The 17,283-nt window shown below is 72.1% G+C and carries 16 protein-coding genes; 3 read left to right on the plus strand and 13 right to left on the minus strand.

Annotated elements, in window-relative coordinates; all coding sequences use genetic code 11:
- Positions 1–349: 349 nt before the first annotated feature.
- From ACGF5T_RS30330 to ACGF5T_RS30350, 5 genes are all read right to left on the minus strand, one after another.
- The gene (locus tag ACGF5T_RS30330) at positions 350–2,047 is read right to left on the minus strand and encodes a bifunctional uroporphyrinogen-III C-methyltransferase/uroporphyrinogen-III synthase (protein WP_356609430.1); all 1,698 of its coding nucleotides are present in this window, start codon (positions 2,045–2,047) and stop codon (positions 350–352) included.
- On the minus strand, positions 2,044–3,015 hold the full coding sequence (gene hemC / locus ACGF5T_RS30335) for a hydroxymethylbilane synthase (protein ID WP_356609432.1): 972 nt from the start codon (positions 3,013–3,015) through the stop codon (positions 2,044–2,046). The genes ACGF5T_RS30330 and hemC overlap by 4 nt, the downstream gene beginning before the upstream one ends.
- Positions 3,012–4,733 carry a glutamyl-tRNA reductase gene (locus ACGF5T_RS30340; protein WP_366769042.1) on the minus strand — a complete coding sequence of 574 codons (1,722 nt, stop codon included), beginning with the start codon at positions 4,731–4,733 and terminating at the stop codon, positions 3,012–3,014. The genes hemC and ACGF5T_RS30340 overlap by 4 nt, the downstream gene beginning before the upstream one ends.
- Positions 4,730–5,497 carry a redox-sensing transcriptional repressor Rex gene (locus ACGF5T_RS30345; protein WP_356609436.1) on the minus strand — a complete coding sequence of 256 codons (768 nt, stop codon included), beginning with the start codon at positions 5,495–5,497 and terminating at the stop codon, positions 4,730–4,732. Before ACGF5T_RS30345 ends, ACGF5T_RS30340 begins: the two co-directional genes overlap by 4 nt.
- Before the next feature lie 274 nt (positions 5,498–5,771).
- Complete coding sequence (locus ACGF5T_RS30350; protein WP_356609438.1) at positions 5,772–6,104, minus strand: glutaredoxin family protein; 333 nt, start codon at positions 6,102–6,104, stop codon at positions 5,772–5,774.
- A gap of 174 nt (positions 6,105–6,278) precedes the next feature.
- Between ACGF5T_RS30350 and ACGF5T_RS30355 the strand changes: the two genes are divergently transcribed.
- The 3 genes from ACGF5T_RS30355 to ACGF5T_RS30365 all read left to right on the plus strand — a co-directional run bounded on the left by ACGF5T_RS30355 (position 6,279) and on the right by ACGF5T_RS30365 (position 9,814).
- The gene (locus ACGF5T_RS30355) at positions 6,279–7,199 is read left to right on the plus strand and encodes an HAD-IB family hydrolase (RefSeq protein ID WP_356609440.1); all 921 of its coding nucleotides are present in this window, start codon (positions 6,279–6,281) and stop codon (positions 7,197–7,199) included.
- A gap of 319 nt (positions 7,200–7,518) precedes the next feature.
- Entirely contained in the window at positions 7,519–8,313 is a 795-nt protein-coding gene (locus ACGF5T_RS30360; protein ID WP_356609442.1) for an ECF subfamily RNA polymerase sigma factor, BldN family, read from the plus strand.
- Positions 8,314–8,575: 262 nt separating this feature from the next.
- The gene (locus ACGF5T_RS30365; protein ID WP_366769043.1) at positions 8,576–9,814 is read left to right on the plus strand and encodes a DUF5667 domain-containing protein; all 1,239 of its coding nucleotides are present in this window, start codon (positions 8,576–8,578) and stop codon (positions 9,812–9,814) included.
- 228 nt (positions 9,815–10,042) lie between these two features.
- Here ACGF5T_RS30365 and ACGF5T_RS30370 read toward each other — a convergent pair whose 3' ends face one another.
- The 8 genes from ACGF5T_RS30370 to ACGF5T_RS30405 form a co-directional block, all read right to left on the minus strand.
- Positions 10,043–11,137 carry a lysophospholipid acyltransferase family protein gene (locus tag ACGF5T_RS30370; protein ID WP_361013974.1) on the minus strand — a complete coding sequence of 365 codons (1,095 nt, stop codon included), beginning with the start codon at positions 11,135–11,137 and terminating at the stop codon, positions 10,043–10,045.
- 14 nt (positions 11,138–11,151) lie between these two features.
- Positions 11,152–12,213 carry an NAD-dependent epimerase/dehydratase family protein gene (locus ACGF5T_RS30375; protein ID WP_366769044.1) on the minus strand — a complete coding sequence of 354 codons (1,062 nt, stop codon included), beginning with the start codon at positions 12,211–12,213 and terminating at the stop codon, positions 11,152–11,154.
- 209 nt (positions 12,214–12,422) lie between these two features.
- A complete protein-coding gene (locus ACGF5T_RS30380; protein ID WP_003948845.1) occupies positions 12,423–12,521 on the minus strand; it encodes a 30S ribosomal protein bS22 in 99 nt (32 codons plus the stop codon).
- Between the two features lie 189 nt (positions 12,522–12,710).
- Positions 12,711–12,923, minus strand: a complete 213-nt coding sequence (locus ACGF5T_RS30385) for a helix-turn-helix domain-containing protein (protein WP_004984898.1) — start codon at positions 12,921–12,923, stop codon at positions 12,711–12,713.
- Positions 12,924–13,052: 129 nt separating this feature from the next.
- Positions 13,053–13,868 (minus strand): phosphatase, encoded by an 816-nt coding sequence (locus ACGF5T_RS30390; RefSeq protein ID WP_366769045.1) that lies wholly within the window; start codon positions 13,866–13,868, stop codon positions 13,053–13,055.
- Between the two features lie 203 nt (positions 13,869–14,071).
- Complete coding sequence (locus tag ACGF5T_RS30395; protein WP_366769046.1) at positions 14,072–15,244, minus strand: acetoin utilization protein AcuC; 1,173 nt, start codon at positions 15,242–15,244, stop codon at positions 14,072–14,074.
- On the minus strand, positions 15,195–16,442 hold the full coding sequence (locus ACGF5T_RS30400) for an MFS transporter (RefSeq protein ID WP_366769047.1): 1,248 nt from the start codon (positions 16,440–16,442) through the stop codon (positions 15,195–15,197). Before ACGF5T_RS30400 ends, ACGF5T_RS30395 begins: the two co-directional genes overlap by 50 nt.
- Before the next feature lie 79 nt (positions 16,443–16,521).
- Complete coding sequence (locus ACGF5T_RS30405; protein WP_366769048.1) at positions 16,522–17,166, minus strand: HAD family hydrolase; 645 nt, start codon at positions 17,164–17,166, stop codon at positions 16,522–16,524.
- Positions 17,167–17,283: the final 117 nt, after the last annotated feature.

Raw genomic sequence — 17,283 nt, forward strand, 5'->3', positions numbered from 1 at the left:
ACGGCGGACCGCGACGGACGTCACGGTGCCGGGAAAACCGGAAAAAGGGGAAGAGGCGAGGCGGCGGAAGGACGACGACGTGCGGATGCGCTACGTCGTGTCAGGGCGCGGAGTGCGAACTCATCACGTACCCCTTGAAGAAGGGCGCTCGCCCGATCGCCGGCCGGCCCACTGCTCTTTGACCGGCGCCACGCGGCACCGCCCCCATTACACGCACCCGCCGACCGGCTGTCAACGGAGTTCCGGCACGGGCCCGGCGCCCCACGCACATGGCCCGCACCCGGGTTCCGGGTGCGGGCCATGTCCGCGGATCAGTCAGTCGCGACGCCTCACGTGGAGGAGCGACCCCTCATGTAGAGGAGCGACGCCTGCGCGCCCCCGGCCGCCGCTCGCTCGGCCGCGTCACCGGGTCCCCGGCCTCCAGGGCCGCCGCCCGGCGCGCCAGGCCGAAGTCGGCCAGGGCCTCCGCCAGCTTGTGGACGGACGGCTCGGGAGCCATGACGTCCACCCGCAGCCCGTGTTCCTCGGCCGTCTTGGCCGTGGCCGGGCCGATGCACGCGATCACGGTGACGTTGTGCGGCTTGCCCGCGATCCCCACCAGGTTCCGCACGGTGGACGACGAGGTGAACAGCACCGCGTCGAAGCCGCCGCCCTTGATCGCCTCGCGGGTGGTGGCCGGCGGCGGCGAGGCGCGCACCGTCCGGTAGGCGGTGACGTCGTCGACCTCCCAGCCCAGCTCGATCAGCCCGGCGACCAGCGTCTCCGTGGCGATGTCGGCACGCGGCAGGAAGACGCGGTCGATCGGGTCGAAGACCGGGTCGTAGGGCGGCCAGTCCTCCAGCAGACCGGCTGCCGACTGCTCACCGCTCGGCACCAGGTCCGGCTTCACCCCGAAGGCCACGAGGGCCTTCGCCGTCTGCTCGCCCACCGCCGCGACCTTGATCCCCGCGAACGCACGGGCGTCGAGACCGTACTCCTCGAACTTCTCCCGGACCGCCTTCACCGCGTTGACCGACGTGAACGCGATCCACTCGTAGCGGCCCGTCACCAGGCCCTTGACCGCCCGCTCCATCTGCTGGGGCGTGCGCGGCGGCTCGACCGCGATGGTCGGCACCTCGCTGGGCACGGCCCCGTACGACCGCAGCTGGTCGGAGAGCGACGCCGCCTGCTCCTTCGTGCGCGGCACGAGGACCTTCCAGCCGAACAGCGGCTTGGACTCGAACCACGACAGCTGGTCGCGCCGGGCGGGGGCGCTGCGCTCGCCGACCACGGCTATCACCGGACGGCCACCGTCCGGGGACGGCAGCACCTTCGCCTGCTTCAGCGTCTGCGCGACCGTGCCGAGCGTCGCCGTCCAGGTGCGCTGCCGCGTCGTCGTACCGGCGACCGTCACCGTCAGCGGGGTGTCCGGCTTGCGGCCCGCCGACACCAGCTCACCGGCGGCCGCGGCGACCGAGTCGAGCGTCGTCGAGACCACCACGGTCCCGTCGGAGGCGCCCACCTCCGTCCAGCACCGGGCCGACGCCGTACGGGCGTCCACGAACCGCACGTCGGCGCCCTCGGCGTCCCGCAGCGGCACACCGGCGTACGCGGGCACACCGACGGCGTTCGCGATACCGGGGACGACCTCGAAGGGCACCCCGGCCGCGGCGCACGCCAGCATCTCCTCGGCGGCGTACGTGTCGAGCCCGGGGTCCCCGGTCACGGCACGCACGACCCGCCTGCCGCCCCGCGCGGCCTCCATGACAAGATGTGCGGCATCCCGCACGGCGGGGACGCCCACGGTCGTTGACGAGCCGTCAACTACCGTCAGCTGGGGCGTGCCTGCACCCGGATCCGACGGATCGGCGTCCGTGTGCATCTCGGTCACGCCCTGCCGCGCATGCGTGCGCACGACGTCGAGCACCTCGTGCTCGGCGACGAGGACATCCGCGTGCGACAGCGCCTCCACGGCGCGCAGAGTCAGCAGTCCCGGATCTCCGGGTCCGGCACCGAGGAAGGTGACGTGCCCGTGTTCGGGACCGGCGGTAAAGGTGGTGGGGCTCACTGTGCTCGCTCCCCCATCAGACCGGCCGCGCCCTGGGCGAGCATGTCGGTGGCGAGTTCGCGACCGAATGCCAGTGCCGCCTCGTGCGTCTCGGGCACGGGACCGGTGGTGGACAGCTGCACCAGCGTCGAGCCGTCGGTCGTGCCGACGACGCCGCGCAGGCGCATTTCCTTGACAATCTGCCCGTCGGCCAGGAGGTCGGCCAGTGCGCCCACAGGGGCGCTGCAGCCGGCCTCCAGGGCGGCGAGCAGTGACCGCTCGGCCGTCACGGCGACCCGCGTGAACGGGTCGTCGAGTTCGGCGAGCGCGGCGACGAGTTCGGCGTCCTGGGCGGTGTTCGCCGCCCTGCACTCGATCGCCAGTGCCCCCTGGCCGGGGGCGGGCAGAACCGTGTCGACCGACAGGAAGTCGGTCACCTCGTCGATGCGGCCCACCCGGTTCAGCCCGGCGGCGGCCAGCACGACGGCGTCCAGCTCACCGCTGTGCACGTATCCGATGCGGGTGTCGACGTTGCCCCGGATCGGGACCGTCTCGATCTCCAGCCCGTGGGTGCGGGCGTACGCGTTCAGCTGCGCCATGCGGCGCGGGGCGCCGGTGCCTATGCGCGCCCCGCGGGGCAGGTCGGTCAGCTTGCGCGCGTCCCGGGCGACGACCACGTCCCGCGGGTCCTCGCGGACCGGGACGGCGGCCACCACCAGGTCCTCGTGCTGCGCCGTGGGGAGGTCCTTGAGCGAGTGAACCGCGAAGTCCACCTCCCCCCGCAGCAGCGCCTCGCGCAGCGCCGCCACGAACACGCCCGTGCCGCCGATCTGCGCCAGGTGCTCGCGCGAGACGTCGCCGTAGGTCGTGATCTCGACCAGCTCAACGGGCCGACCGGTCACCTGGCTCACGGCGTCCGCCACCTGCCCGGACTGGGCCAGGGCGAGCTTGCTCCGCCTGGTCCCCAGCCTCAGTGCCTTCTCAGTCATGCCGGCCCTCGGTTCTTCTCAGTGCTGTTCTCGGCGCGGGAGACGGAGGCCACCGTCTCGGGGTCGAGGTCGAACAGGGTGCGCAGCGCGTCCGCGTACCCGGCGCCGCCGGGCTCGGCGGCGAGCTGCTTGACCCGGACCGTCGGCGCGTGCAGCAGCTTGTCGACCACACGCTTGACGGTCTGGGTGATCTCGGCGCGGTGCTTGTCGTCGAGGCCCGGCAGCCGCCCCTCCAGCCGGGCGATCTCGCCCGCCACGACGCCGGCGGCCATGCTGCGCAGCGCGACCACGGTGGGCGTGATGTGCGCGGCCCGCTGGGCGGCACCGAAGGCGGCGACCTCGTCGGCGACGATCCGCCGGACCAGGTCGACGTCGGCGGCCATCGGCGCGTCGGCCGAGGCGTCGGCGAGCGACTCGATGTCCACCAGGCGCACCCCGGCCAGCCGGTGCGCGGCGGCGTCGATGTCGCGCGGCATGGCGAGGTCGAGCAGGAAGAGCACGGGCTCGGGGCGCGGCGCCTCGGCGACCGGCTCGGGCCGTCGGCGCTCGGGGATGCGGCCGACGCTCGCGGCCGTCGCGGCCAGCGCGGTGATCAGCTCGGCGTCCGCCTCGGCGCCCGGGCGCCCGGCCTCGCGCGGCCGGTCCACCGCCGTACCGCCCGCGGCCCACGCCCCGTGCTGCTCCAGCGTCGCCGCGTCCATGCCGGCCACGGCGGCCTCACCCATGACGGAGAAGCCGGTCGGCACGGACGACAGGTCGAGCGGACAGTTCTCGTCGGCGCCCGCACCCGGCAGCGGCGTCTCGGGCGCGGCGTCCGTGCCGGCGACCGGGGCCGCGGCGGACGCGGCGGTGCCCACCTCGGCGACGGGAGCGCCGGTACGGCCCTCCACCGTCGCCGCCACGGCGTCGGCGGTGAGGACGAGCCCGGTCGCGCCGGTGCAGGAGACGGCCACGTCGGCACGTGTCAGTTCGTCCGGCACCGCGTCCATCGGTACCGCACGGGCCAGCACGTCCGTGTCGTCGCCCTCGGTCAGGATGCGCGCGAGCCGCTCGGCCCGCTCGAAGGTGCGGTTGGCGACCACGATCTCGGCGACCCCGGCCCGCGCCAGCGTGGCGGCGGCCAGCGAGGACATCGAACCGGCGCCGATGACCAGGGCCTTCTTGCCCCGCACCCAGGTCTGGACCTCGGCCCCGGCCGCGAGCTGCTCCAGGCCGAAGGTGACCAGGGACTGCCCGGCCCGGTCGATGCCGGTCTCGGAGTGGGCCCGCTTGCCGACCCTGAGCGCCTGCTGGAACAGGTCGTTCAGCAGCCGTCCGGCGGTGTGCGAGTCCTGCGCCCGGGCCAGGGAGTCCTTTATCTGGCCGAGGATCTGGCCCTCGCCGACCACCATCGAGTCGAGCCCGCAGGCCACCGAGAAGAAGTGGTGGACGGCCCGGTCCTCGTAGTGCACGTACAGATGCGGAGTGAGCTCCTCCAGGCCGACCCCGCTGTGCTGGGCCAGCAGCGTGGACAGCTCGGCGACACCGGCGTGGAACTTGTCCACGTCGGCGTACAGCTCGATGCGGTTGCAGGTGGCCAGCACCGCGGCCTCGGTGGCCGGTTCGGCGGCGACCGTGTCCTGCAACAGCTTGAGCTGGGCGTCCGCGTTCAGCGAGGCCCGCTCCAGGACGCTGACCGGAGCGCTGCGGTGACTCAGCCCGACGACGAGGAGACTCATGCCGGCATCACGGCGGGCACGTCCCCGTCGGGTCCCTGGTCGGTGGAGGGCTGCTTGCGGGCGGCGACGCGCGGCACGGCACCGGCGTCGGCCGCGGCCTCCTCGCCCGCCTTGCGCTGCTCGTGGAAGGCGAGGATCTGCAGTTCGATGGAGAGGTCGACCTTGCGCACGTCGACGCCGTCCGGCACGGACAGCACGGTCGGCGCGAAGTTCAGGATGGAGGTGACGCCGGCGGCCACGAGCCGGTCGCAGACCTGCTGGGCGGCACCGGCGGGCGTCGCGATCACACCGATGGAGACACCGTCGTCCTGGATGATCTTCTCCAGCTCGTCGGTGTGCTGCACCGGGATGCCGGCGACGGGCTTTCCGGCCATTCCCGGATCGGCGTCGATGAGCGCGGCGACCCGGAACCCGCGGGAGGCGAAACCGCCGTAGTTGGCGAGCGCGGCGCCGAGGTTACCGATACCGACGATCACAACCGGCCAGTCCTGGGTGAGCCCCAGCTCGCGGGAGATCTGGTAGACGAGATACTCGACGTCGTAGCCGACGCCCCGGGTCCCGTAGGAGCCGAGGTAGGAGAAGTCCTTGCGCAGCTTCGCGGAGTTGACTCCCGCCGCGGCCGCCAGCTCCTCGGAGGAGACCGTGGGCACCGAGCGCTCCGACAGTGCGGTGAGGGCTCGGAGGTACAGCGGAAGCCTGGCGACGGTGGCCTCGGGAATCCCTCGGCTGCGGGTCGCCGGTCGGTGTGTTCGGCCAGTTGCCACGGTGCTCCTGCGGGTAGAGCGGGGCTGTAGGCGGTCATACGTCCCTACATGACCGCCCCGTCGAATGCAGGCTATGTCTTTGTGAACGCGTGCACAAAGATGGTGTCCGATTTGCCCGGCCAACGTGACCGGGCTCACGCGCCCCCGGCGCACGAACCGGGAACCGGCGCATACGCGCCCGCGCTCCTCTCCCATCGGAGGCAAAGCCGCACACGCTCCTCACGATCAACGCCCCCGAGACCAAGTCACCATCGATCCTAAGCGACCATCCGGACTACTTGGACTCGTCGGTCAGTGCCTTGCGCAGCCGTTCCTCGTTCACACGCCAGAAGGTGTGCTGCCGACCGTCCACGAGGACGACCGGGATCTGCTCCCAGTACTGGTCGTGGAGCGCGCGGTCCTGGGTGATGTCCTTCCCCTCCCAGGGGACGCCCAGGTCGGCGCAGACCTTCTCGACGACGAGCTGTGCGTCATCACACAGATGGCAGCCGGGTTTGCGGATGAGGGTGACGAGATGGTTCTCGGAGTACTCAGGGGACTGCGCGGCCTGCGGGGCCTGCGGGGTCTGCGAGGGCTTTCGGCGGAAGAGGGGACTCATGCCGGCCATTCTCGCGCGCACGGCCCCGCCGGCCGAGCCCCGCGCACGAACCGGCCCGCCTGCCGCCCCGGCGCCCCGGCGCGCACCGGTGACCGCTCCTGCGGCGACCCGGTCGCCCAGAGTTCACACCCTCCGAACCTCTCGGCTCCGAAGCCTCCGAACAAACTGGCTATGCTCACGGACATGGCCGCTCTTCGATGGCTCACCCCCCGGAGGCGCTCCGCCACGGCGCGGAGCGTGTTGGCAGGCGAGGCCTCGGCCGAGGCAGCCCGCAAGTCCGCGCAGTCCGCGCCTCCGGACACGGGTGCGGAACCGGACTTCCCCGTCCACGGCGACGACCGGGCGGCCGCCTTCTTCGACCTCGACAACACCGTCATGCAGGGCGCCGCGATCTTCCACTTCGGCCGGGGCCTGTACAAGCGGAAGTTCTTCGAGACCCGCGACCTCGCCCGGTTCGCCTGGCAGCAGGCCTACTTCCGGCTCGCCGGGCTCGAGGACCCCGAGCACATGCAGGACGCCCGCGACTCCGCGCTGTCGATCGTCAAGGGCCACCGCGTCTCCGAGCTGAAGACCATCGGCGAGGAGATCTACGACGAGTACATGGCCGAGCGGATCTGGCCCGGCACCCGCGCCCTCGCCCAGGCCCACCTGGACGCCGGGCAGAAGGTCTGGCTGGTCACGGCCGCCCCGGTGGAGATCGCCCAGGTGATCGCCCGCCGCCTCGGCCTGACCGGTGCGCTCGGCACGGTGGCCGAGTCCATCGGCGGCGTCTACACGGGCAAGCTGGTCGGCGAACCGCTGCACGGCCCCGCGAAGGCCGAGGCGGTACGGGCGCTGGCGGCCGCGGAGGCCCTCGACCTGTCCCGCTGCGCCGCCTACAGCGACTCGCACAACGACATCCCGATGCTGTCCCTGGTCGGACACCCGTACGCCATCAACCCGGACTCCAAGCTGCGCAAGCACGCCCGCGAGCTGGAGTGGCGCCTACGCGACTACCGCACCGGCCGCAAGGCGGCCAAGGTCGGCATCCCCGCGGCCGCGGGCGTCGGGGCCGTGGCCGGCGGCACCGCGGCGGCCATCGCGCTGCACCGCCGCCGCCGCTGATCCGGGCCGGCCGTCGCCCCAAGCCATGTGACGTACCCCCCGTCCGGCCGCTCCAGTCCCCTTTTCTCACATCGGCCACAACACGCTCTGTAGTCAACCGGAATCCGAACCGTTCCGGTCACCAAGCGATCATCCTGTCGCATCCGATCGAGCGTCAATCGGGCACGGAAGCGACGTAATCGATGATTTGAGCAACTGGGCGTAGCAGTGCCTGCACGAAGCGTTATTCTCCTCAGACGCATTCCGGCACCCCACCTTCGCTACGACGGGTGAATGGTTCCGTACTGCACGTGATGGAAGCTCTGCCTCTGGGAGTCCCGTGTACCCACACGTCGGGGTTGACGCCTCGGGCCTGGCTACGCTGCGCGCAACGGTCAAAACAGCACAAGACCTGTTGCGCGGCTTCGTCCCCACCGCGTATGCCGTCCCCGCCCTCGCCTCCGCCGCCGCCCCCGTCGGTCCTTGCTACGCACTGGCCGACGGAAGCGCCGCCGTCGGCAGACGCGCGCGGTCGTCCTCGTCCGGGACCGCCGCCACCACCCACCGCCGTCCCGCCGCGGACAGCGACAGCGCCCGCATGATGGACCTGGTCGAGCGGGCTCAGGCCGGCGAGGCCGACGCCTTCGGACGGCTCTACGACCAGTACAGCGACACCGTGTACCGCTACATCTACTACCGCGTGGGCGGCAAGGCGACCGCCGAGGACCTCACCAGCGAGACCTTCCTGCGGGCCCTGCGACGCATCGGCACCTTCACCTGGCAGGGCCGAGACTTCGGCGCCTGGCTGGTGACCATCGCCCGCAACCTGGTCGCCGACCACTTCAAGTCCAGCCGCTTCCGCCTGGAGGTCACCACCGGCGAGATGCTCGACGCCAACGAGGTCGAGCGGTCCCCCGAGGACTCCGTCCTCGAATCCCTCTCCAACGCCGCCCTGCTGGAGGCGGTGCGCCGGCTCAACCCGCAGCAGCAGGAGTGCGTGACCCTGCGCTTCCTCCAGGGCCTCTCGGTCGCCGAGACGGCCCGTGTCATGGGCAAGAACGAGGGCGCCATCAAGACGCTCCAGTACCGGGCCGTGCGCACCCTGGCCCGGCTGCTCCCGGACGACGTGCGCTGAGATCCCGGCGCCCCCGAGGCGCCGTCCCCACCGGAACTCTCCGCTGTCCCCAAATCACCACCAGTGAGAGTCTGTTGAGTCCGCGGTCCGATCATCCACCGTCCGTAACCCAAGTGCCACGCCGCTCGTTGTGCGGGATGCAGGCTCCCTGTGGTCACCCCCTGGTCGACTCCGATCACACGATCGGGTGGTTCCGATCAGGGTGTGCAACCCTCAGGACCCCCTGGGGAGTCGACCGTCATGACGAGAGGAGGTGCCGCCAGTGATCGCGAACGTATCGGCACACCGGCGGGCGAACGCCTTCGCCCAGGCTCTGGAGGAGCAGTCCGATCCCGGGGCGGCGGCCGAGCAGTCCGAAGGACCGGCAGGCGCCGAGGCCACCGTTGAACCGACCGAGCAGGGTCGTCTCCTGACCCTAGCCACCGGTCTGGAGACGCTGCCCCGGCCCGAGCTGGATCCCGAGGTCAAGGTCGTCCAGCGAGCCCAGCTGGTGGCCGCGTTCGAGGCCATGCTCCAGGAGGGCGGGGCGGCGGCCACTTCGGTTCCCGAACAGCGCCGGACGCGCGGCACCCACCGGGCGGCCCCGCTTCAGAGGTTCCGGCCGCGCTCACGGCTGGCCAAGGGCCTCACCGCGGGCGGACTGAGCGTGAGCGTGGCCGCCGGAGCCTTCGGCGGAGTCGCCGCCGCCAGTTCGGACGCCCTTCCCGGCGATTCGCTCTACGGCCTCAAACGCGGCATAGAGGACTTCCGCCTCGGTCTCACCGACGGGGACGACGAGCGCGGCGAGGCCTATCTGGACCTGGCCTCGACCCGGCTCAGCGAGGCGCGCCGGCTGATGGAGCGCGGGCGCAGCGGACCCCTCGACCACGAGTCCCTCGGCGAGATCCGCCGCGCCCTGTCCGGCATGCGGCACGACGCGTCCGAGGGCCACCGGCTGCTCAGCGCGGCCTATGCGCGCGACCCCGGGTCGCTGGCCCCCATGCAGGCACTCTCCGCCTTCTCCCGCTCCCACCGGGAGGCCTGGGGAGCACTGCGCGAGCGCCTGCCCGTACAGCTCGGGGACGTCAGCGAACAGGTGTCATCGGTCTTCGCCGCCATAGAGGACGACGTGGCCCCGCTGCAGTCCATGCTGCCGCAGCCACCGGCCCAGGACGGCGAGAGCGGCGGCGGTGACGGCGGCCGACGGGGCGGCTCCGAGTCGGCGACCACCGACACCCCCGGCTCCGGCCGCACGTCGACGCCCAGCACCGGCGGCGACGGCACGCCCGACCGGGGGCGCGGCGACAGCCGTGCGCCCAGCGAGTCGGCCGGCTCCGGCAGCGCCGAGGACGGCCTGCTCGGCGGCAACACGGGCGGCCTGCTCGACCCGCCGAAGGACAGCGGTCCCGCCTCTCCGTCCACGGGCGGCAACACCCCGCCCACCGAGCCGGACGTGACCCTGCCGCCCCTCCTCCCCGGCCTGCTGCCCGGCCTGGGCATCGAGGCGGAGGACGCGGACTGATCCACGGCTGGTACGCCGACGGGGGCGCCCTTCCCACGAGGGGCGCCCCCGTCGGCGTACGACGAGCCTCAGAAGAAGACCGCGAGCCTCAGAAGAACACCGACCGCCGCTGCACCAGCAGCTTGGCCCCTCCCGCCCGCTGCCCTCGCACCGCTCCGCGGGCTTCACGCAGCCGCGCCGGACTCCGTCCGCCGACTCACCGCACCCATCGGCACGCGACACCCCACCTCAGAAGAACACCGACCGCCGCTGCACCAGCAGCTTGTACAGCGTGTGCTGGATCTGCTCCCGTACCTGGTCGGTCAGGTTGAACATCAGCATCGGGTCGTCGGCGGCCTCCGGCGGGTAGCCGTCCGTCGGGATCGGCTCGCCGAACTGGATCGTCCACTTCGTCGGCAGCGGCACCGCGCCGAGCGGGCCCAGCCACGGGAAGGTCGGCGTGAGCGGGAAGTACGGGAAGCCCAGCAACCGCGCCAGGGTCTTGGCGTTGCCGATCATCGGGTAGATCTCCTCCGCGCCCACGATCGAGCACGGGATGATCGGCGCGCCCTGCCGCAGCGCCGTGGACACGAAGCCGCCCCGGCCGAAACGTTGCAGCTTGTAGCGCTCGCCGAACGGCTTGCCGATGCCCTTGAACCCCTCCGGCATCACGCCGACCAGCTCGCCCTGACCGAGCAGCCGTTCGGCGTCCTCCGCGCAGGCCAGGGTGTGGCCGAGCTTGCGGGCCAGTTCGTTCACCACCGGCAGCACGAACACCAGGTCCGCCGCCAGCAGCCGCAGATGCCGGTCCGCCGGATGGTGGTCGTGGACGGCGACCTGCATCATCAGGCCGTCCAGCGGCAGCGTCCCGGAGTGGTTGGCGACGATCAGCGCACCGCCCTCGGCCGGGATGTTCTCCACGCCCTTCACCTCGACCCGGAAGTACTTCTCGTACACCGGCCGCAGCAGGGACATCAGCACCTGGTCGGTGAGCTCGGCGTCGTAGCCGAAGTCGTCGACCTCGTAGTCACCGGTGAGCCGGCGGCGCAGGAAGGCCAGGCCGCCCGCGATCCGCCGCTCCAGGCCGCTGTCCCCGCCCTCCGCACGCGGCTCGGCCTCGCCCGGCCTCTCCTGCGGTTCCTCCGTCGCACGGGCATCATCCTGCGCGGCACCCCGCACCGGCAGGGGCGCCACCTCACGCACCGGCGCGGACTCCGCCGCGCCCTTGGGCCGGCTCCCCGCGCCACGGCGCCGCGCCGGGCGCTGTGCCGCCGCGCCGCCACCGCTGGTGCCGCTCCCCCGCGACCGGTCGTCGTCGAACGGAATGACCTTGGCGTCCGCCATCGTTGCTGCGCTCCTCAGTTGGCGCTCTGCGTCGGGAGGGGGCCGCTGCCCCGCAGGGACAGCTCCGCGATCCGGTCGACGGCCCCCGCGAGGGCCTGGGGCGGCAGCAGTCCGGCACCGCGGCCGCGCGCGAAGTCCGTGAACGCCCCGGCCGTCGTGTACTTCGGCCGAAAACCCAGCGTCTCGCGCATCTGCGTCGTGTCCACCACCCGCCCGTGGGTGAGCAGCCGGATCTGCTCGGGGGAGAAGTCCGTCATCCCCAGCGTACGCACGAGCGTGCCCGCCCAGGTGACCGCGGGAAGCAGCAGCGGAACCGTGGGGCGGCCCAGCCGGCGCGAGCACTGGGAGAGCAGCAGCACGCCGTCGCCCGCGATGTTGAAGGTGCCGCTGTTCAGCGTCCCCCGCCGCGGCTCGTGCGAGGAGATCCGCAGGACCTCGATCACGTCGTCCTCGTGCACGAACTGCAGCCGCGGGTCGTAACCGAACACCGTCGGCAGCACCGGCAGCCCGAAGTACGAGGCGAGCGGGGTGTCCGCGCCCGGGCCCAGGATGTTGGCGAACCGCAGGACCGTCACCGCCACGTCGGGACGCCGGCGCGCGAACCCGCGCACGTACCCCTCGACCTCCACCGCGTCCTTGGCGAAGCCGCCGCTGGGCAGGGACTTGGGCGCGGTGGTCTCGGTGCACACGGCCGGGTCGCGCGGAGCGGACCCGTAGACGTTCGTACTGGACTTCACCACGAGCCGCTGCACGGCCGGCGACTTCTGGCAGGCACCGAGCAGCTGCATCGTGCCGATGACGTTGGTCTCCTTGACCGACGTACGGCTGCCGCTGACCAGCGGCGTACCCGTGACGTCCAGGTGGACGACCGTGTCGGCGCGGGTCTCGGCGAGCACCCGGCCGATGGCCGACTGCCGGATGTCGGCCTGCACGAAGTCGGCGCCGCCCAGATGGTGCTCGGGCGCGACGGCGTCCACGGCCACGACCCGGTCCACGTCGGGATCGCGCTGGATGCGCCGCACGAACCGGCCCCCCAGCGGCCGGGCCACTCCGGTCACGAGCACGACCTTGCCCAAGATCAGCGCCTTCCTTCCGCCTCGCTCCGTACCCTGCCGCGTTCCCGTCTGCGGGCCAACTTAGCCGGTCGGTGTCGCACGGCGACCACCACCGGACGCGGCACGTGACGAGAATTCGCGGATACGGCCGAGCCCCGCGCCGGACACGACTGTGGCCCCCCACCGGACGCGGTGGGGGGCCACAGGACACGCTGACGGCGCAGCGTCGCTTACTTCTTGTTGCGACGCTGAACGCGCGTGCGCTTGAGCAGCTTGCGGTGCTTCTTCTTGGCCATCCGCTTGCGCCGCTTCTTGATAACAGAGCCCACGACTACCCTCGCTCACTTCTCATCACTCGGTTGTTGGGCGCCATGGGCCCACACGACCTACGAGGGGTCAGCCTACCCGCCCGAGCGCTGAGGTCGTAATCGAGGTGCCGAGGGGGTCCGGGAGGCCGGGAGAGGTCCTGATGAGCCCCGATGAGCCCTGGGGCCCGGAGAGCCTCCCCCGGGCCACCGTCAGGCCGTTTCCACCCCCACGTAGCTCTCGCGGAGGTACTCGTGAACCGCTTGCTCCGGGACACGGAACGACCGTCCCACCCGGATCGCGGGCAGATGACCGCTGTGCACCAACCGGTACACGGTCATCTTGGACACGCGCATCACCGAGGCGACCTCCGCCACGGTAAGGAACTGAACCTCGTTCAGAGGCCTTTCGCCTGCTGCAGCCATGACACACCTGAACCTTCCGCACTCGACGGCCACCGGCTTCCCCTTCCGGTGACTCTTCGTCGCTGCGTGCTCACTCCCCAATGTAGGGGCGGGTGATGCGAATGGGGAAGAGGTGCACCCATCGCTTCCCTACCGTGACAGACAGGCCCGATTGAGTACGTAGCGGGTGAGCGGACGGTAGTACTCGGAACGCACAGCGTCATCAAGGGGAACGACGACGGACACGGACCCCTCCGCCTGGCCGACGAAGGGCGCGGGATCGTCCGTGTCGGCCGGCCCGATCGCCTCGAACCCCAGCTGACCTGCTCCGCAGACCCAGCCGTGGTCCCCGATCACCAGCTCGGGCAACGGCCCCCCGCCCTCGGCCGCGACGGCCAGCGCGGTACGAACCGGGAGCGGCGAATGCGTGTGTGCGCCGGGCTCACCACCGGCGCGCCCGGTACCGGGCTCCCGCACCAACGCGACTCCCCGGTCGTAGTCGAGGCGGTACGTGCGTAGACCGAACCGGGTCGTTATGTCGACACGGCGACCCTGCGCCGGGGTGAGGACAGCACATCCCGCCGCCGACAGCGCCTGGGCCAAGGCGGCGTAGAAGCCGAGCAGCCGGTGCGGGTGCCCGGTGCCGAGGAGGACCGGTGCGCCACGCTGAGCGACCGCCGCGAGCCGGCCCGCGAAGGCGTCGAGGGCGGCCAGGGTACGGTCCGGGTCGATCACGTCCTGGCCCGAGGTGTGCCGCGGGTCGGCCGAGACCCCGCATCTCTCCGCCATCAGTCCGAGCAGCTCCCGCGGCCCCCAGTCCCGCACCGGGTCGATCCCGATCAGCGCCCGCGGATCCCGTGCGGCGAACAACCGGTAACTCCGCAGACTCACCTCGCGCGAGGTCGCCACGACCCCGGCGAGACCGGCGTCCAGAAGATGGGCCCGAAGAGCTTCACGGGTCAGCACGCACCCGATGCTGCCGGTTCCACCGGCCCCCGCGACGAGGAACGCCGGAATCCACCCACGGTCGGCGTAACCTCCCCGGCGCAGGCGCACGCGTGGGAGACACACCGGCGGAGCACCCCCGCGACGCCGGGCCCGCACACCGTCGCGCTCACCGCGCCCCGCTCACCCCCTCACCCCGGCTCACCCCGGTAGGGCCCGCACCGTCACGCCAGCAGGCCCCGCAACGGGAACACCGCCCGCCGAGCCGCCACCACCGCCTGGTCCAACCGGTCCGCGGGGTCGTAGCCCGCCTCCCACGCCGCCCACGACACCGGCCAGCGCCCGTCCGTCATCCGCATCGGCCCGAGCTGCCGCGTCCGCGCGAACACCTCCTGCCGCCACCCCTCCGGGATCACCGTCTCCGGCTCCACCGGCCGCCCCGCCGCGATCCCCACCAGGTGCGTCCACGACCGCGGCACCACGTCCACCACGGCGTATCCACCCCCGCCCAGCGCCACCCACCGCCCTTCCGCGTACTCGTGCGCCAGCTCGTGGCACGCCACCTGCACCGCCCGCTGCGCGTCCAGCGACACCGCGAGGTGCGCGAGCGGATCCTCGAAGTGCGTGTCCGCCCCGTGCTGCGTCACCAGCACCTGCGGCCGGAAGTCGGCCAGCACCTCCGGCACCACCGCGTGGAACGCCCGCAGCCACCCCGCGTCCCCGGTCCCCGCCGGCAGCGCGACGTTCACCGCCGATCCCTCGGCGCAGTCGGCCCCGGTCTCCTCCGGCCACCCGGTCTGCGGGAACAGCGTCCGCGGATGCTCGTGCAGCGACACCGTCAGCACCCGCGGGTCCTCCCAGAACGCCGCCTGCACGCCGTCCCCGTGATGCACGTCCACATCGACGTACGCGACCCGCTCGGCCCCCAGCTCCAGCAGCCGCGCGATCGCCAGCGCCGCGTCGTTGTACACGCAGAACCCCGAGGCCGCGCCCGGCATCGCGTGGTGCAGCCCGCCCGCGAAGTTCACCGCGTGCGACGCCTCCCCCCGCCACACCGCCTCCGCGGCCCCCACCGACTGCCCGGCGATCAGCGAGGACACCTCGTGCATCCCCGCGAAGGCCGGATCGTCGACCGTCCCGAGCCCGTACGACCCGTCCGCCGAACCCGGTTCGGCCGAAGCCGCCTTCACCGCGTCGATGTAGTCCTGCCGGTGGACGAGCCGCAGCGTCGACTCCCCGGCCGGCCGCGCCGAGACGACCTCCACCTCGCGGTCGATCCCCAGGGCACCGACCAGTCCTCGCGTCAGGGCGAGCCGGACCGGGTCCATCGGATGCTCCGGCCCGAAGTCATAGCCCGTTACCGCCTCGTCCCACATCAGCTGTGCGCGACCGCTCATGCCCGCCACCGTATCGGTCCGGTTGAGCCTCGAACGACCGGGCGTACACGACCGTCACCAGCACCAACACCATCGGTACGAGCATCGCCCCGCGGTAGCTCCAGACATCCCCGAGCGCCCCGACCAGCGGCGAACCGATCAGAAAACCGACGTAGTTGAACACATTGAGCCGCGCCACCGCCGCGTCGGACGCACCGGGCCGGCCGTCCCGCTCCGCTGCGAGCCGCCCGGCCGCCGCGAACGTCTGCGGCACCAGCACACACAACCCCAGCCCCACCAGCGTGAACCCGAGCATCCCCACCCACGCCCCCGGCGCCCCGGCCACCACCGCGAACCCGCACGCCGCGACGACCGCGCCCACCCGCACCACGGCCACGGCCCCGAACCGCCGCACACCGAAGTCCCCGACGGCCCGCCCCACCAGCGTGGTCACCATGTACACGTTGTACGGCACGGTCGCCGTCTGCTCCGAACTCCCCAGCACGTCCTGGAGGTACTTCGCGCTCCAGTTGGAGACGGTCGAGTCCCCGATGTACGCGAACGTCATCACCAGGCACAGCGGCAACAGCACGGCGAAGCCGACGCCCGCACGCTCCCCCTTCCGCGGCCCCTGACTCCCGGCCGCCCCACCCACCCCGTCCTCCCCGTCGACGTACCACCGGCTGCCCACCAGCGCGGCCGGCAACAGCACGGCCACGACCGGGAGATACGACACCCACAACGCCAGACCCCAGTGCGCACCGGCCCAGGCCAGCGAGGCGCCCAGAATCCCGCCCAGGCTGTACGCCGCGTGGAACCCCAGCATGATGCTGCGCCGGTACGACCGCTGCAGGCTCACCCCCAGCATGTTCATCGACGCGTCCAACGCGCCCACCGCGAGCCCGAAGACGGCCAGCGCGACGGCCAGCACCGCCAGCCGGTCCCCCACCCCCACGCCGAGCAGGGCCAGGAGCACCACGGGCTGGGACCACCGCAGCACCCGGCTCGGCGGTGTCCGCCGCACCCACCGCTCGGTCACCACACTGCCGACACCGGCGAGGACGGGCACGGCGGCCAGGAAGACGGGCAGGAGCGCGTCGGACACGCCGTACTGCTCCTGGACGGCCGGGATGCGCGTGACGAGCAGCGCGAAGGCGACGCCCTGGGCCAAGAAGCCGAACGCCAACGAGACCCTGCCGCGCCGCAGCACATCAGTCATGGCGGCGAGCGTAGGGCCCCCGCCTACCCGTGGGTAGATCCAGCCAAAGATGAATCCGGCTCAGCTTCACCGCGGTGGGTCACTGCAGCAGGTCGACCAGGTCCCCCATGTCGCCGAAGAGCCGGTCGGCCACGGCGAGCTTCGCGGGCGGCGTCATCGCGGTGAACCCGTAGACGTCCATGCCGGCGGCGTGGGCCGCCCGCACGCCGAGCGGGCTGTCCTCGATCACGACACACCGTTGTGGTGCGACGCCCATCCGCTCGGCCGCGTGGAGGAACAGGTCCGGTGCGGGCTTTCCCCGCCCCACGTCCTCGGAGCTGAAGATCCGCTCGTCTCCGAACCACCGGTCCAGCCCGGTCTTCCGGTGCCCCACCCGGATCCGCTCGTGACTCCCGGAGGAGGCCACGCAGAAGGCCGTCCCGTCCGCCGCGAGCTTCCCGAGTACGTCCACGGCCCCGGGCACGGGCTCCAGGTCGCGCTCGAACGCCGCGAACACCCGCCGGTGGAAGACGTCGTCGAAGTCGTCGGGCAGCCGCCGCCCGGTCCGCTCCAGCACGAGGTCATGCACGCGGTGCATCGCTCCCCCCATGTAGTCCCGGAGGGAGTCCTCGTACGACGTCGGGTGTCCCAGCTCGGTCAGATAGCCGGCCAGGAGCCGGTTGGAGATCGGCTCGCTGTCGACGAGAACACCGTCGTTGTCGAAGATGACCAGTTCATAGCGCATAAGACGACCCTAAACGCAGAAGACCCCGCACCGTTCCCGGTGCGGGGTCTTCTCGCAATAATTGTTCGGCGGCGTCCTACTCTCCCACAGGGTCCCCCCTGCAGTACCATCGGCGCT

The sequence above is a fragment of the Streptomyces sp. NPDC047853 genome, from assembly GCF_043204535.1.
GTDB lineage: Bacteria > Actinomycetota > Actinomycetes > Streptomycetales > Streptomycetaceae > Streptomyces.

What these genes read in the sequence shown, in the direction of transcription:
- hemC (WP_356609432.1), bottom strand. Translation starts at nt 3,015, where the DNA reads ATGACTGAGAAGGCACTGAGGCTGGGGACCAGGCGGAGCAAGCTCGCC.
- ACGF5T_RS30340 (WP_366769042.1), bottom strand. Translation starts at nt 4,733, where the DNA reads ATGAGTCTCCTCGTCGTCGGGCTGAGTCACCGCAGCGCTCCGGTCAGC.
- ACGF5T_RS30400 (WP_366769047.1), bottom strand. Translation starts at nt 16,442, where the DNA reads ATGACTGATGTGCTGCGGCGCGGCAGGGTCTCGTTGGCGTTCGGCTTC.
- ACGF5T_RS30385 (WP_004984898.1), bottom strand. Translation starts at nt 12,923, where the DNA reads ATGGCTGCAGCAGGCGAAAGGCCTCTGAACGAGGTTCAGTTCCTTACC.
- ACGF5T_RS30350 (WP_356609438.1), bottom strand. Translation starts at nt 6,104, where the DNA reads ATGGCCGGCATGAGTCCCCTCTTCCGCCGAAAGCCCTCGCAGACCCCG.
- ACGF5T_RS30395 (WP_366769046.1), bottom strand. Translation starts at nt 15,244, where the DNA reads ATGAGCGGTCGCGCACAGCTGATGTGGGACGAGGCGGTAACGGGCTAT.
- ACGF5T_RS30355 (WP_356609440.1), top strand. Translation starts at nt 6,279, where the DNA reads ATGGCCGCTCTTCGATGGCTCACCCCCCGGAGGCGCTCCGCCACGGCG.
- ACGF5T_RS30405 (WP_366769048.1), bottom strand. Translation starts at nt 17,166, where the DNA reads ATGCGCTATGAACTGGTCATCTTCGACAACGACGGTGTTCTCGTCGAC.
- ACGF5T_RS30370 (WP_361013974.1), bottom strand. Translation starts at nt 11,137, where the DNA reads ATGGCGGACGCCAAGGTCATTCCGTTCGACGACGACCGGTCGCGGGGG.